This is a genomic window from Cobetia sp. 29-18-1 (assembly GCF_029846405.1).
Taxonomy (GTDB): domain Bacteria; phylum Pseudomonadota; class Gammaproteobacteria; order Pseudomonadales; family Halomonadaceae; genus Cobetia; species Cobetia amphilecti.
The window spans coordinates 1-15002 of sequence record NZ_JARWKS010000003.1 but is presented as its reverse complement, the minus strand read 5'-3'; the positions used below and the strand labels follow the sequence as shown (position 1 = coordinate 15002).

Genomic DNA, 15002 nt, shown 5'->3' with positions numbered 1-15002 from the left:
TTCGATCACGAGGCCTATCCCGGGTGAACACGGCTTACCGCGACCAATGGCCAATAGGTGGCAGAGAACGCATTCAGGCCACAATGCGTGATGCAGGGCCAGCAGCACGTCTCTCGCCGGCCAGAAAATGCCAAACACATGGATGTCACTGATGCAGGATCTATCCCGACTCAATGCCTTTGTCACCGTGGCGCGCACCGGCAGCGTGTCGCGAGCGGCGCAGGCGTTGCACCTTACCCAGCCCGCGATCAGCCTCAAGCTCAAACAATTGCAGGAAGGCCTGGGGTTGAGCCTGTTCGAGCGTCACCCCCATGGCCTGTTGTTGACGGCCGAGGGCCAGGCCTTGCTGCCCAGTGCCGAGAAGACCCTGGCCAGCGCACGTGGCTTCGAGCAGGCCGCCGCGGCACTGCACAGCACAGTGCGCGGCAAGCTGCGCATCGGCACCATCGTCGACCCGGAATTCATTCGTCTGGGTAGCTTGCTGCGCCATCTTCTGGAACGCGCACCCAATCTGGAAACGGAACTCCACCACGGCATGAGCGGCTGTGTCCTCAAGGCGCTACGCCAGAATGAGCTGGAAATCGGCTTCTACCTCGCTCCCCCTGGAGAAGGCCCACGCGATGACTCCCTCTGTTATCGCGAGCTGGCATTCTTCGACTACTTCATTCTCGCTCCCAGCGGCTGGTCATCGCGCCTGACGGAGACTGACTGGCCCTCCTTGGCCGCCCTGCCATGGATCGTGACGCCGGAAAATTCCGTTCACTCACGCCTGTTGGCGCATGCCATGCGTGACAGTCAGTGCAGCCCCCACCGCGTCGCGCAGGTAGATCAGGAAGTCTGCATGCTGGACCTGGTGCGCGCCGGCGTCGGGCTGACACTGGCCCGCGATGTATTGGCGCTGGCCGAACGCCAGGAACGTGGCCTCAATATCGTGCCGGATACCCGCCTGCCCTGCGCCTTGAGCGTGGTATGGCGTCACGACAAGCAACACGAACCCTGTGTCGAAGCTGCCCTGAAAAGTCTCGAAGAGGTCTGGCCGACTGAGTGAATGAAGGTGGCCTCCCGAGATCGGACAGCAAGCGTCATGCTGACCAGAGAGGCCGGTGTGCATTCCGCGTTCTCCCTTCTTGCACGGCCATGCAGCACACTTGATAGCCTCGGAGCTCTGGTGTCAGAGCACGGGGCTACTCCGTTGGCGCGGGATGGATTATTCTAGTCGTGATACTGAAAAAAACCGCATGTCCCGCCAGAGGCCGAGGGATGGCCCCTGCTCATGCGCTAGCGAAGTATCCCCAGATGGCAGCACTGTCGAATCACAAGGTAATACAATGATAGATTTCAATAATAAAGGCTTTTTTAAACTCAAACAGAACGATGAATATGCCGAACGCGTCAATGACCTGCTGATCGAGGGCGAAGAAATCATTTCAGCCTATAAATCAATGCGTGACGGGGTCGTGTTTACCAACAAGCGTATTATCGCTGTCAATGTTCAAGGATTGACGGGCAGCAAGAAAGACTTCACCTCCCTCCCTTACAAGAAGATTGAAACCTATTCCATCGAAACTTCCGGCACCTTTGATCTTGATTCAGAGCTCACGATCTATTTCTCGGCACTCGGTACGGTGAGATTTGAATTTACCGGCAAGACGCGCCTTACCGAAATCTCGCAAGTCATCACCACCTATGTGTGTTGATTCCCTGCTGCTTCAGATGTGAATTCCTTTGATCAAACGGGGTTACCCAGATGAGTGACATGTCAGTCGACCAATTCGAAGAAAGCATGAAACGCGAACTCGACAAGTTCGTGCGCAGTACCAACAGAACCGCCAGTGCAACCTCCCGTGAGTCCGCTCCTCGCGCCCGTCCTGATGCACCACGCGCCAGAGAGACCACCACTCCCCTCAAGGGACTGCGGGTGACGCTTGGCGTCAAGCAGAAGCGACTGGCATTGGAAGTGCCCTTCACGGTGCAGACCGACAGCATCTCGCGAATGGAAGCGCGCATCCATGCCGAGAAAGCGGCACGCAAGGCCGGCTGGAAGATCATCAGCCATGTGATCGACTGGAATGATACCGAGCGAGAACCCGACGTTCGCTGATACTTCGGTTACTACGCCTGAAGGGGGTGACATCGGTTGCGCCACTAGCCCATATCGAGATTACCGAAAGGCAATCACGCCTTGGGCGGCATAGGCTCTGTAGACACACTCACGGTCTAGAGGGGTATGCGCATGAAACACTTCGATTCTTTGTTCTCGCTGTTCGCGGCGGTCCTGTTGTCAGCCCTGCTGCCCTTTACCATGGAAAGTGACGCAAGGTCTGCCTCTCACGATCCGCAACCTTTCTCATCCCCTCTGGCAGAAGGCTCGCTCAAGGAAGACGACGGTGACGAGACGCCAGACGCGTGAGTTACCGACCTTGCGCTGCCCTGATGTATGGCAAACGTGCTCGGCCTCTCGGAAGCGATCGCCTGGAAACGTCCGCCCCGGTAAACGCCACATTCCTCGACACTGCCCGCTGGACCACCTCTCAGGCCTGCGCTATCGCTTGCGCCCCCCCGTTGCACTCAGCCTACGCAAGCAGGATGTCTTATAAGGTTCGTTGCGCGGCGGAGGGGCTGTGGTATTCCCCGTTTGATGTCAGTCAGGTTGGCTGCATCAATACATATATAGGTAGATAGATAGCGGCCCTTATTGAAGGTGAGTCGGGGGTTCAAGCGCTTGCGCACTACCGTGGAGCCGCATTTCCTTCGCCAAGACACGAAAATGCCCCAACCTGGCGACAGGACGGGGCATTGTCGTAGTGAGTGGGCCACATGAGGTGAACTCACCACCTCTGACGACCTACTGACGGCCATCGCCAGCGCTAACGCCGAAACACCACACTCAAGTTGTTCGCCGGCATCTCGACCACCTTGTCGAGGGTCAGGCCGTTGCGCTCCGCTTCCTCGATGACCGCCTCCAGATCACGCACGCCCCATAGCGGATTGCGGCTCTTGAGCTGCACATCAAAGCCTTCGTTGCTCGGCGCCGTGTGCTGCCCTCCCCGCTTGTAGGGGCCGTAGAGATACAGCACGCCGCTCTTCGGGAGACGCCGACCGGCCTGCAACATCAGCTCGGACGTGACCCGCCACGGCGAGATATGGATCAGATTGATCGCCACCAGCGCATCGCAGGCCACCTCAGGCCACTCGGCCTGCACATCCAGCGTGATCGGCGCCTTGAGGTTGGGCAAGGCGGCCTCGGCGCGCCAGTCCGCAATGGATTCCAGTGCACGCGGACTGGCATCGCTGGGTTGCCATTCCAGATGGGGGAGCCCGTGGGCGAAATGCACCGCGTGCTCGCCGCTGCCACTGGCCAATTCCAGCACCTGACGTCGTTGTGCCAGCACATCCCGCAGGACATCGAGAATCACGTCACGATTGCGAGCGACCGCTGGGCTGGCGAGACGCTGGCTATGCGCCACCTCTGCATCCTTCTGCGATGATCGCGACGCAACGCTTGGCAAGTCATCGGGTAACTCGGGGGTGGCCATGCAGCACTCCTTTCAATAGGGCAAATGACTCAGAACGAAAAGATGGCTAGATCATAACAAAGCGCCGCACCCCTTAGGGGCGCGGCGCTTGAGCAAACAGTGATTGGATCGGGCGATTTCGGTCAAGCTGTTTGAGTCAGGCCATTACAGACGACTCCGCTAGCGGGCACGCGCCACCGTCGAGCGCGCGCGCCAGAAATCCAGCACCCGCAGCGGGTCACCCACTTCATGGGCCTTGTGTTGCGCGTTGTGCGCCATGGCACGCGTCGCATCACGATCGCCCAGCAGGCGCTCGAGGGCGGCAGTCCATTCTGCTGGGTCATCCCCCACCAACAGGCCATCGACGCCGTCCTCGATCAGATCGACATAGGGCGCCCGTCGACTATAGATGCCCACCCCGCCCATGCGGGTGATATCGAGAAACCGCAGCCAGGAGGCGGCGCGGTTGTCGGAGTTTTCCATCAAGGGCGCCAGGCCGATGGCGATCCGACGCCGCGAGCAATAATCCTGAAAGGCCCCCCAGCTGACGGCCTCCATCGTCTTGAGGCGGGGAATATCGCTGAGCGCCAGCGGCAGGTGGCGGCCCATCATCAACTCCACCTCACTGTCCGAATGCCGCGTCTGGATATCGCGCAGCACCGGGGCCAACGTGAGGATGTCCTCACGATGTGCCAGGGTGCCGTGAAAGCCGATGCACCAGTCGCTCTGCTCGAGATGATGCAGATCCGGCAGCTTGCCGGTCAGTGGCGGCGTCAACAGGCTGACTTTGGGATGCAGGCTCGCCAGAGCGGCCTCCAGCTGCTCGCTGACCACGACGACCTCATCCGCCAGCGCGAACAATCGCTGCTGCAACTGAGCCGCTTCAGGCTCAGAGCCTGCTTCAGGGGGGGAGGTGCCCTGCTCCGCTGCCAACAGCTCAGACGAATACAGATGATCGACGAGGTAGCAGATACGACCGTGCTGCTCACGGTGATTTTCCAGCATCTCGATCCATTCTCGCCCCAGGCTCCGCGCGATCAGCAGGCAAGCGCCGGTAAGGCGCGCCTTGGCAAGCTTGGGGGAGAACTTCCAGCGGCGGGTTTCAAAACGCTCGACACGTGTGCCTTCCTTGCGCAACGCGGCCATGGCAGGCAGGAAGAAGTAGATATCTTCCAGCGCCTGGGCTTCATCACTGAGTACGATCCAACGAGGAGTGGTCGGGAAGGCGGTCATGTCAGTCTCCTTTACTCGAGGCATTCATGGTCCCGGCACGTTCGGCGTTACCGCCAAACAAGCGCGAGCGAGAGCACACACTGACTCTGGGACGCTTACTTTGAGCTTAATGATTTCTGGGCATCACACCACTCAAATTTTGCTGGTGTGTAGCGGATGTAATCAACGTGTTACCTGCGTTGGGCGCTGAATCGTCGCTGGCAGTGGCAGATTGGACGGCCCCAGGTCCAGAAACGACAAGGCCCGCAGGGTTAGCTGCGGGCCTTGGGGGTTGATGATCCCGATGTCGAATCGGGTCATTTGCCTTGCGTGAAGCTGATTCTCATCACGCCACGCGTATCAGTTCGTGGCGGTCTTCACCCAGCGCCGTGGCACGGCGTACATCCTCCAGTCGCTTGAGCAGGTATTGGCCATAGCCAGTCTTGCTGAGACGCTGGCCGAGCGCGAACATCTCATCGTCATCGATCCAGCCATTGCCCCAGGCGATCTCTTCCAGGCAAGCGATCTTGAGCCCCTGACGATGCTCGATAGTCTGCACGTACTTTCCAGCCTCCAGCAGGCTGTCATGCGTGCCGGTGTCCAGCCAGGCGAAGCCACGCCCCAAGCGCTCAACATGCAGGTCGCCCCGCTCCAGATAGGCATTGTTGATGCAGGTGATTTCCAGCTCCCCCCGAGAGGAAGGCTTGACACGCTTGGCGAGCTCCACGACATCGTTGTCGTAGAAATAAAGGCCGGTCACCGCGAAGGGCGAACGGGGATGGGCAGGCTTTTCTTCGATGGAAAGCGCCTTGCCCTGTTCGTCGAACTCCACCACGCCAAAGCGCTCCGGGTCCTGCACCAGATAACCGAAGACCGTCGCCCCCGTGGCGCGGGACGCGGCGTGCTTGAGCTGACCCGTGAAGTTGGGGCCATGGAAGATGTTGTCCCCCAGCACCAGGCAGACATCATCACCACCGATGAAGTCCTCGGCGATCAGGAAAGCCTGAGCCAGCCCATCCGGGCTAGGCTGCACGGCATATTCAAAGCGAACGCCATATTGCTCACCACTGCCCAGCAGCTGCTGATACTGCGGCAAGTCCTCAGGCGTCGAGATGATCATGATGTCCTGGATACCGGCCAACATCAGGACCGAGGCGGGATAGAAGATCATCGGCTTGTCATAGATAGGCAGCAACTGCTTTGAAACGCCTAACGTGATCGGGTGCAAGCGAGTGCCGGAGCCCCCCGCGAGAATGATGCCTTTCCGTGCCATGTTACGCTCCCTGTCCCTGCTGAATTTCCGCTGCCGTCACAGATCAGTCAGTGCCTACGCTCACTGACCCAGTGAACTGACAAGCTCACCGAGCTTCCTGACGCAGTCATCTGATTCAGCTCATAGCGTAACAGCAAGAAGACCGCCTGCAGCATGGTTTTTGCCGCAATATTACGCATTTTATTGCTATTTATACTGCTTATCAAAATATCACCAAATCAATATATATGGCTCAGGGCTGGCCAAGGCAAGAGCATGATGAGACTCATGCCAAGATACGCCAGGCCGCTGAGTCACTTCAGCTCCTACTGCGTTGATCCGGATCAGATCTCGGCTCCCAGTCGCTCTCCCTGATAGCGGCCATCACGAATCCGCTGCCACCACTCTGGATTATCCAGATACCACTGAATCGTCTTGCGCAAGCCCGACTCGAAGGTCTCCTGCGGCCGCCACCCCAGATCACGCGCTATCTTGTCGGCATCAATGGCATAACGCAGATCATGCCCGGGCCTGTCTGTCACGAAGGTGATCAGATCACGGTAATGCGCAAGGCCTTCAGGCTTTTGCGGCACCAAGGCTTCCAACGTCTCACAGATCAGGCGTACCACGTCGATATTACGCTGCTCGTTATGCCCGCCGATGTTATAGCTCTCCCCCAGCGGCGCCTCACACGCCACCTTGATCAAGGCACGCGCGTGGTCCTCGACGTACAGCCAATCGCGCACCTGATGGCCATCGCCATAGACCGGCAATGGCTTGCCCGCCAAGGCATTGAGGATGGTCAGGGGGATCAACTTCTCGGGGAAGTGATAGGGGCCGTAATTGTTCGAACAGTTGGTCATCACTGTCGGTAGACCGAACGTCCGCTGCCAGGCTCTTACCAGATGGTCCGACCCCGCCTTGCTGGCCGAATAGGGAGAACTCGGTGCATAGGGTGTCTGCTCGGTGAAGCCGGGGTCATCCTCTGCGAGGTCACCAAACACTTCATCGGTCGAGATGTGATGGAAGCGGAACGTCTCAGCCTTGGCAGGATTCGTCAACACCAATTGCTTCCAGTAACGTCGTGAAGCCTCCAGCAACCGGCAGGTGCCCATGACATTGGTTTCGATGAAGGCCTCCGGCCCGTCGATGGAGCGATCTACATGGCTCTCGGCGGCAAGGTGCATGACGATATCCGGCTGATGCAAATTGAAGATTCGTGCCAACCCATCAGCATCACAGATATCCGCATGCTCGAAGGCATACCGGGGGTGCTCCCTGACGGACTCCAGCGAATCCAGGTTGCCGGCATAGGTCAACTTGTCCAGGTTGACCACTTCATGGGACGTCGAATCGATCAGCTCACGCACCACGGCAGAGCCGATGAACCCGGCACCGCCGGTAATCAGAAACTTCATGCTTCACCTCAACCACGCACTCGGCGCAGAAAGAAAATGTGAGAGTGTTGACAGCAGTGGCAACATCCCGGTCAAGTTTCAATATAGCGCTGTCCGTTGCTATATATCCTCGATAGTATACTGGATTCAGGCATATCCTTGGCCCGAATAGCCTGAGCCCACCACGCTGAAATTACTCCATCAAAGCTTGCAACCACAACATGAGCCATCTTTTATGTATTAGGGATAAAAGTCCTACACATGTATGACCTGCTTGGCAGGAATGAAAGCAGGCTCTCGATAAGCGCCTTGAGTTATGTTGCTCTCCTCTCGTAATAACTCATATCCGACCAGAACAAGGCACATCTCTCCTTCCCTGCAAGACCTGATGCTTTTTGCCGTGCCCGCTCTGCCATGGCCTGCGTGGCGGCTGGGTCAGCCAGCAATTGCTCAAGCGCTGCCCGCCACTCGCTGGAGTCGTCCCCGACCAACAGCCCATCAACGCCATGCTCGACGATCCCGTCATACGGCGCTCGACGACTGTAGATACCGACGCCGCCCATGGCGGTGATATCGAGAAATTTGATCCACGACTTGCCACGATTGAACGGCGTCTCCAGAAGTGGCGCGAGGCCGATCTGGATGCGGCGTGTCGCCTGATACTGTTGAAAGGCCTTCCAGGGCATTGCCTCTGGTGTCTCCAACCCTCCAATCCTGGAAAGCGATTCCGGCACATGCCGCCCCATCATGATCTCGAGGCGTATCTGGGGATGTGATGCCATCACTGGCGTGAGTGCCGGCGCCAGATGCGCTATGTCATCACGATGCGCACGGGTGCCGTGATAGCCGATGGTCCAGTCAGACTGTGTGAAATCGGCCAACTCAGTTGCTGATGCCAGCATTGGCGGTGTCAGCAACGAGACATTGGTGTGCTCTCGCCCAAGCTTCTCCACCAGCGCCTCACAGCAGGCCACTATCTCATCCGCGAGCGCAAGCAGTGTGGGCTGACGCATCGCCAGACCGCTCAAACGAGCGACATAGGCGGCAGGCAAGCCATCGGTACGGGTCACGGCACCAAGATCATCATCAATCAGATAGACGATACGGCCGAAGCGCTCACGATGCCGTTCGAGCAGACGCCCCCAGCGCTCGCCCAGAGAGCGCACGATCAGCAGATTGGCACCCGCCAGGCGCCGCAATGCCCATCGCGTCGGCAGGTGGTAGCGGCGGGTGTCGAAACGCTCGACGACGGCCCCCTGCTGGCGAAGAGCAGGTGCGGCCGACTCAAGAAAGTAGATATCTTCGGTGGGTCGAGCACCATCGCTGAGAACGACCCACCGCACACCTGCCAAGGGTGAAGCTTCAGCCGACATCAGGACGGGTCCTGCGCACGCGAGGAGTCACGTGACACGACATGCCAGGACGACTCGACACCACGCGCTGCGGCACGCTTGTCATCGCGCGCCCGCTCCGCCTTGAGCACACGATACTGCAGGCGATTGAGCCATTCGCCGCCCAGCCCCGGCAACGGCAGAAAAGGTGTCGTGCGACTCATTCCCCACAGCGCCAGACGCGAACTGCCTACCTCGGCAGGACCACGGCCGTGCATGCCGAAGGTATCCGCGATCAGCAGCGTGTTGGCAGGCACCTTGAACAGCGTGGGCGCATTGAGACCGAAGCGAGCCAGTGCGCCTTCCTCGACACGGAAGGACCCTCGCTGGGTATAGCGATTGGTATGCTCACGCGCCGTCAGACTCATGTGATATTCCCAATCCAGACGGCCCTTGTTCAACTGCGCGGACTGAGGCACGAACATGAAAGGCCCGTTGCGCTCGCTCACCTCCTGCAGGTAAAGCCAGAACTTCATGGTCGGCTGGAAGGTATCCACGTGCAGGGACTTCTGTGGGTCAGCCTCAACACTCTCGCGAGCGCCATTGAACACCTTCTCGAGATGCACGATGGGCAGCCGACGATGGCCGGCGCAGAAACGCAGCAGACGCTTGAGCTGAGGGTCAGCCAGCACCTGCCTAGCCACCGGCAGCTCGCTCAGGGTCTCCGGGTCCAGCAATACACGATGTGTACGAGTATCCCCCTGACAACATTCACGCACCTCACCGGGACCGTGATCATGCACGGTTGCAAGTTCTGCCTTGAGCCGCGCGAACAGCTCTGGCGACAGGAAGTTCTGCTTGAGCAGGTAGCCATCACGCAGATAGGCCTCACGCTCCGCTGACGGCACGCCGCGACTGAGCATGGCCATGCGCCAGCGCATGATCCGAGACGCCGTCTTCACCCGCCAGACGTGCAGCCCGCGGCGATTCAAACGCTCACTCCCGATCAGCGGATTGGCGATGAAGGACTTGGCACCGGTGAATAGCGCAAGACCCCACAAGGGAGCCTTGAGCAGAAATCGTGAACGGGACATGGCGTTCCTTGCGAGACGATGTTCAATAGGCAGCTACAGGCATGACGGGACGACACTCTGCTCAGCGTAACGAAAAGTCTTCGTGGACGAGAGTCAGGTTGGGGTTATATGCCGGATCATTATCCAGCTGCTCTGCCCAGGTAGTGCGCATGTACTCACATTCAGAGAGCCAGCGCGCTCGCTTCTTCGGCGTATCATCAGCCCCCCTCGAGATGGATTCGTGATGATACAGCTCTGCGTAAGGTGTCCATAGATTACGGTAGCCTGCCTCACGAACTTTAAGGCACAGGTCAACGTCATTGTAAGCAACCGCCAGATGCTCCTCATTGAGTCCATTGACTTCCTCAAAGACAGAGCGACGCAATAGCAGGCATGCGGCTGTCACCGCAGAGAGATTCTGAATCGCTTTCAAACGACCTTGGAACCCATCCTCATGACGCTGGAAGAAACGGTGTGCATGCCCGGCAATACTACCGAGGCCGAGTATCACGCCAGCATGCTGAATGGTCTCGTTTGGGTAATAGAGCTTGGCACCAACGCAGCCAATATCATTACGGCAGGCTTGGGATACCATCTCGCTCAACCACTCGCCATTGACAGGTTCGATATCGTTATTGACCAAACCAATAATGTCACCGCGAGCTTCACGGGCACCGTAATTGTTGATCCCCGAGTAATTGAAGGGATGGTTCCAGCGCAGTACACGTACCCGCGCGTCCCGTTCGCATACATCGCGCATATATTCAAGCGTCAATGGGCAGCTGCTCTGGTTATCGAGAATCAGCAACTCGAAATTCCGATACGTGGTGTGTGCCAAAATAGCATTCACACACGGCTTGAGAATTTCGACACCATCCCGGGTAGGGACAAGCAAGGAAACAAGCGGCGCAGGATCGGGAAGCTCCCAGCGTACCCTGACTATCCCGTTCGCTTCCTTGGGGGACACGGCATCATCAAGGGGCGCACCCTTGACTGCGGTGGCAGCCAAGGAGTGCCGCTCCAGGTAACGCTGCACTCGATTCAGATGAGCATACTCACCATTTTGCGACTCCGTCCCGCGAAGTTGATGATTATCATCACGGACATGCAGCAGGATGCGCGGTACACGGATAACAGATGACAGCGGATCAAGATCAGCCAAGTACATCAATTCCAGGCCCATTGCATGAATCATATCGACTGCATCATGTGAAAATTCAGGAAGCCTCGGCATTGAGTTGCGAACTTCCTCCCAGCAAGTGGGTGACCAAAGGGCAAGGTGTCCAAGATAAGGTGTCGATAGCAGCAAATCCGGATTCCATTCCGGTTTGAAATTCGGCGAGTGGCGATCTCCCTGATCATCCAGACAATCCTCATCACAATAAACCATGCTTGCATCTGATTCAGAGCGCACTGTTTCTGCAAATACAGACAAGGCGTCAGGTGAAAGCACGCCTCCAACGGCTATGAGGCCTTTCCATTCGTTCCGCCGTCCCGCATCGCCCATTGCTACATGCCACCCTTCCAGGGTTGATGCACGGTCTTTCTGACCACAATGGATCAAACGCATGCGGTCATCCTGATCGCAAAATGATGCAAGCCAATGACGTTGCTCTGGGGGCAATCCGATAGCCAACACGTCCAACTGCCACTGAGCGTACGTTTGCGCAATGAAACTGTTCAGGGTGCTGGCAATGGCGTCTTGTAAATGAAATTTCGTCACTGGTAGCACAAGAGAAAAAACCTCATCTTTTGCCCTGCCAACATTACGGGGAGTTATTGCAGGAGAAGACACGGCACTTTTCGATGTCATGGATTCAATAGTATCGATCCACTGACGGTAATTATGCTTCGAGCTCAGGCTGACAAAGGTGCTGTCATAATGGCGAAGTGCCAAGCACCGCCAAGGTTCGCCACCGCGACGTGCTTCTTGTTTGAGTGCTTTGCTAACGTCTGAGTGCTTCTGCCCACGAAAGTGACGATGGGCAGTAACCAACCGCTGAATCAGACGATCCTTGGCAAATCTCGGAGTTAACCACACAAGGCGGAAATGCTTGAGACGAAAGTTGCCCACAGTATTGATAGGACACAGGGAGATACTGCGTACACCGCCAGGCACCCAGCACATACGACGTGTTACTTTGCCTGCTCGTAACGGTAGCTCGACCTCATACGAACCATGCCTCGTCACAAGCGTAAGGATCGCAACCGCTCCTGTCACTGAACGATCCATGTCGATTTCGATCATGTTCCAACCGGGAAGTGGCATGGGCCCTTCCCAAAGAAAAGACGCTGCGCTGGAGGTAGTGCGCCACTCGCCCCCTTCCAGGGCCTCGATACCAGAATGCACCCGTAGATAACGGGGCACGCGAATATGCAATGGAAAAGATAACAGGGTGGGCACTTTAGTAGTACGAGACTGAAACTGTGAACTTTCCAGATACAATGGTGTAGACAAAGCACTCACCTGACTATCGATTCGTGGGCCAGCAAAGCTGATAATTGTAAGGTACAAGGTTGTGACAACCTATAAGATTACCTTGAATCCCTCATGAGTGCTATGCGAAGACTGCAACCGACTCCAAGGGCAATCCTGCACGGTCTTTCTCAGACAGAATCGGTACCTGGTTGGCGGAAAGAGGCCATGAAATGCCAACGCGTGCATCATCCCATTTCAATGAGTGCTCATCATGGGGTGCATAGTAATCTGTACACTTATAATGAAACTCAGCCGTTTCACTGATCACATAAAACCCATGTGCAAATCCTGGAGGCACCCATAACATCTGGCGATTTTTATCGCTCAGTACAACACCCACCCACTCACCAAAGGTATCGCTATGCTGGCGTAAATCAACCGCCACATCAAAAACCTCACCTTGGGTGACCTGAATCAGTTTTCCTTGAGGATTTTGAAGCTGAAAATGCAACCCACGAAGGACACCATGGCGAGAACGACTATGATTATCCTGAACAAATATATACTCACCACAATGCTTCGTGAATTCGGTGTGGCGAAATGTCTCCATAAAAAAACCCCGTTCATCTCCATGAACTTTGGGAGTAATCAGTACAACATCAGGAATGCTCAAGCATTCAAATTCCATACCCACCTCTAAAAAGGTTTCAACAACATGACTCAGAGTAAATGAGACATCGATACAACAAATAAAACATAACACTCACTAATAGAATATACAGTCGACCTACATGGCATGATTATCACGATGACCGCCAGCTAACATTTTCAGCAAATACTGCCCGTAGCCAGTCTTTCTCAAAGCGGTAGCTTGGGACTCCAACTGCGAATCAGTAATCCAGCCATTGTTCCAGGCGATCTCCTCCAAGCAAGCAATTTTCAATCCTTGGCGATGTTCAATTGTCTGCACATACTGGCTAGCATCTAGCAAGCTGTCATGGGTGCCTGTATCCAGCCATGCAAAACCTCTCCCCAAACGCTCAACACAGAGATCGCCGCGTTGTAGGTAAGCATTATTGATACATGTGATTTCAAGCTCACCTCGTGATGAGGGCACAACGGACCGAGCAATCTCCACCACGTCGCTATCATAAAAGTAAAGCCCGGTAACAGCATAAGGTGACTTGGCCTGAGCCGGTTTTTCCTCTATCGAAATTGCCTTGCCGTGATCGTCAAACTCGACCACACCAAATCGCTCAGGATCATGTACCAGATACCCGAATACCGTCGCACCCGATTTTTTCTGGGAAGCGCGCTTCAACTGATCTGAAAAATGCTGACCATGGAAGATGTTATCTCCCAGTACGAGACAGACAGAGTCGCTGCCGATAAAATCAGCCCCAATGATGAATGCCTGGGCCAATCCATCGGGAGATGACTGCACCTTGTATTCGAAACGCACCCCGTACTGCGAACCACTCCCCAGCAATGCCTGATACTGGGGTAAATCCTCTGGTGTCGAAATGATGAGAATCTCTCTGATCCCTGCCAGCATCAATACAGAAATCGGATAAAAAATCATAGGCTTGTCATAAATGGGCAACAGTTGCTTGGATATGCCCAGAGTAATAGGGTGCAACCGAGTACCAGTTCCACCAGCAAGAACAATTCCCTTACGCGTCATGAAAACCTCACATCAGTTCTTTGAAGCATTATCCAAGGCAGGTAAGCCATGTTCAGACTAAGCATCGGATAGAATATCACTACCACTACTAGCGTTAGGGTATTTTTTTTCAAGCAATTCATTCAGCGTCAATATCAACTGGGAATCCCAAGCCGGTAGTGAAAGCCCAAGTTCAGTTTCAAGTTTTTGAGATGATAATCGAGAGTTCAATGGACGACGAGCAGGAGTCGGATAATCTTGGGTTGAAATGCCTTCCACATTACCAGGATCTATCTTGAGTGCAATGCCATTAGAAATTGCATGACGAAATATGGCTTGTGCAAAACCATGCCAGCTGGTGCTACCACCTGCAGTAAGATGATAAAGCCCAGTTGGGATCTGCTGCCGAATGGCCTCAGATGTTACCTGTGCAATCAACTTGGCAGGGGTTGGCGCCCCTATCTGATCATTCACCACCCTTAGACTATCGTGCTTCAATCCCAAACGAAGCATAGTACGCATGAAATTATTTCCATGCGCAGCATATACCCAACTGGTACGAAATACCCAATGTCGACAATGACTGCTCAAGACAGACTCATCACCTGCTAGCTTGGATCTTCCATAGACTGAAAGTGGGCCTACATTACTCTCTTCCGTCCAAGGATTATTCCCCGTCCCGGGATACACATAGTCTGATGAATAATGTATGAGAATTGCTCCCCTCTCACTTGTTTTTTTGGCCAGTAAAGATGGCAGTGATGCATTGATTAACATTGCACTGTCCACTTCCTCTTCCGCCTTATCCACTGCAGTATAGGCAGCTGCATTCAAGATAATATCTGGTTGATAGAGATCGATACATTTAGATACTTCAAACAAGCCCCCAACATCCAGACTTTCACGAGTGGGAGCGTATACTTGGCCGATATCTGCAAAAGCATATTGTAACTCTACCCCTAATTGCCCTGCCCCACCCAGTAGAAGAATTTTCATTGGAGCACCTGATTTCATAAGACCCCTCAATAATTTTTGGTAAGGCGTAGGTAATAGTTATATATCACAAACCAATAAATCACAAACTGATAAATCACAAACTGATAAATCACAAACTGATAAATCACAAACTGATAAATCACA

General features: G+C 55.3%; 14 protein-coding genes. 4 read left to right on the top strand and 10 right to left on the bottom strand.

The window, feature by feature from the left end; translation table 11 throughout:
• Positions 1–151 precede the first annotated feature (151 nt).
• The 4 genes from QD208_RS03080 to QD208_RS03065 all read left to right on the top strand — a co-directional run bounded on the left by QD208_RS03080 (position 152) and on the right by QD208_RS03065 (position 2410).
• Positions 152–1048, top strand: a complete 897-nt coding sequence (locus QD208_RS03080; protein WP_279835564.1) for a LysR family transcriptional regulator — start codon at positions 152–154, stop codon at positions 1046–1048.
• Positions 1049–1328: 280 nt separating this feature from the next.
• Positions 1329–1697 (top strand): PH domain-containing protein, encoded by a 369-nt coding sequence (locus QD208_RS03075; protein ID WP_024952722.1) that lies wholly within the window; start codon positions 1329–1331, stop codon positions 1695–1697.
• Positions 1698–1783: 86 nt separating this feature from the next.
• Entirely contained in the window at positions 1784–2101 is a 318-nt protein-coding gene (locus QD208_RS03070) for a hypothetical protein (RefSeq protein WP_279835562.1), read from the top strand.
• Positions 2102–2233: 132 nt separating this feature from the next.
• Complete coding sequence (locus QD208_RS03065; RefSeq protein ID WP_160317890.1) at positions 2234–2410, top strand: hypothetical protein; 177 nt, start codon at positions 2234–2236, stop codon at positions 2408–2410.
• A gap of 457 nt (positions 2411–2867) precedes the next feature.
• Here the strand turns inward: QD208_RS03065 and QD208_RS03060 are convergent, their stop codons facing one another.
• The 10 genes from QD208_RS03060 to rfbD form a co-directional block, all read right to left on the bottom strand.
• Positions 2868–3536, bottom strand: coding sequence for a DUF938 domain-containing protein (locus QD208_RS03060; protein ID WP_279835561.1), 669 nt, complete (start codon positions 3534–3536; stop codon positions 2868–2870).
• Positions 3537–3695: 159 nt separating this feature from the next.
• Complete coding sequence (locus tag QD208_RS03055) at positions 3696–4748, bottom strand: glycosyltransferase (protein ID WP_279835559.1); 1053 nt, start codon at positions 4746–4748, stop codon at positions 3696–3698.
• Between the two features lie 325 nt (positions 4749–5073).
• Entirely contained in the window at positions 5074–6000 is a 927-nt protein-coding gene (gene rfbA, locus QD208_RS03050; RefSeq protein ID WP_279835558.1) for a glucose-1-phosphate thymidylyltransferase RfbA, read from the bottom strand.
• 323 nt (positions 6001–6323) lie between these two features.
• Positions 6324–7397, bottom strand: a complete 1074-nt coding sequence (gene rfbB, locus QD208_RS03045) for a dTDP-glucose 4,6-dehydratase (RefSeq protein ID WP_279835557.1) — start codon at positions 7395–7397, stop codon at positions 6324–6326.
• Between the two features lie 293 nt (positions 7398–7690).
• Positions 7691–8749 carry a glycosyltransferase gene (locus tag QD208_RS03040; protein ID WP_279835556.1) on the bottom strand — a complete coding sequence of 353 codons (1059 nt, stop codon included), beginning with the start codon at positions 8747–8749 and terminating at the stop codon, positions 7691–7693.
• Positions 8749–9801: a phytanoyl-CoA dioxygenase family protein gene (locus tag QD208_RS03035; protein WP_279835553.1), complete on the bottom strand. Its 1053-nt coding sequence runs from the start codon at positions 9799–9801 to the stop codon at positions 8749–8751. The genes QD208_RS03040 and QD208_RS03035 overlap by 1 nt, the downstream gene beginning before the upstream one ends.
• Before the next feature lie 61 nt (positions 9802–9862).
• The gene (locus QD208_RS03030) at positions 9863–12049 is read right to left on the bottom strand and encodes a glycosyltransferase family 2 protein (RefSeq protein ID WP_279835551.1); all 2187 of its coding nucleotides are present in this window, start codon (positions 12047–12049) and stop codon (positions 9863–9865) included.
• A gap of 289 nt (positions 12050–12338) precedes the next feature.
• Complete coding sequence (rfbC, locus tag QD208_RS03025) at positions 12339–12887, bottom strand: dTDP-4-dehydrorhamnose 3,5-epimerase (RefSeq protein WP_279835549.1); 549 nt, start codon at positions 12885–12887, stop codon at positions 12339–12341.
• A gap of 99 nt (positions 12888–12986) precedes the next feature.
• Positions 12987–13883: a glucose-1-phosphate thymidylyltransferase RfbA gene (gene rfbA / locus QD208_RS03020; protein WP_279835546.1), complete on the bottom strand. Its 897-nt coding sequence runs from the start codon at positions 13881–13883 to the stop codon at positions 12987–12989.
• A 57-nt stretch (positions 13884–13940) separates the two neighbouring features.
• A complete protein-coding gene (gene rfbD, locus QD208_RS03015; protein WP_279835543.1) occupies positions 13941–14858 on the bottom strand; it encodes a dTDP-4-dehydrorhamnose reductase in 918 nt (305 codons plus the stop codon).
• Between the last annotated feature and the right edge of the window lie 144 nt (positions 14859–15002).

Coding starts and splice junctions, on each gene's coding strand:
- QD208_RS03040 (WP_279835556.1), bottom strand. CDS start 8,749: ATGTCGGCTGAAGCTTCACCCTTGGCAGGTGTGCGGTGGGTCGTTCTC.
- QD208_RS03080 (WP_279835564.1), top strand. CDS start 152: ATGCAGGATCTATCCCGACTCAATGCCTTTGTCACCGTGGCGCGCACC.
- QD208_RS03075 (WP_024952722.1), top strand. CDS start 1,329: ATGATAGATTTCAATAATAAAGGCTTTTTTAAACTCAAACAGAACGAT.
- QD208_RS03060 (WP_279835561.1), bottom strand. CDS start 3,536: ATGGCCACCCCCGAGTTACCCGATGACTTGCCAAGCGTTGCGTCGCGA.
- rfbB (WP_279835557.1), bottom strand. CDS start 7,397: ATGAAGTTTCTGATTACCGGCGGTGCCGGGTTCATCGGCTCTGCCGTG.
- rfbD (WP_279835543.1), bottom strand. CDS start 14,858: ATGAAAATTCTTCTACTGGGTGGGGCAGGGCAATTAGGGGTAGAGTTA.
- QD208_RS03035 (WP_279835553.1), bottom strand. CDS start 9,801: ATGTCCCGTTCACGATTTCTGCTCAAGGCTCCCTTGTGGGGTCTTGCG.
- QD208_RS03065 (WP_160317890.1), top strand. CDS start 2,234: ATGAAACACTTCGATTCTTTGTTCTCGCTGTTCGCGGCGGTCCTGTTG.
- QD208_RS03070 (WP_279835562.1), top strand. CDS start 1,784: ATGAAACGCGAACTCGACAAGTTCGTGCGCAGTACCAACAGAACCGCC.
- QD208_RS03055 (WP_279835559.1), bottom strand. CDS start 4,748: ATGACCGCCTTCCCGACCACTCCTCGTTGGATCGTACTCAGTGATGAA.
- QD208_RS03030 (WP_279835551.1), bottom strand. CDS start 12,049: ATGCCACTTCCCGGTTGGAACATGATCGAAATCGACATGGATCGTTCA.
- rfbC (WP_279835549.1), bottom strand. CDS start 12,887: ATGGAATTTGAATGCTTGAGCATTCCTGATGTTGTACTGATTACTCCC.
- rfbA (WP_279835546.1), bottom strand. CDS start 13,883: ATGACGCGTAAGGGAATTGTTCTTGCTGGTGGAACTGGTACTCGGTTG.
- rfbA (WP_279835558.1), bottom strand. CDS start 6,000: ATGGCACGGAAAGGCATCATTCTCGCGGGGGGCTCCGGCACTCGCTTG.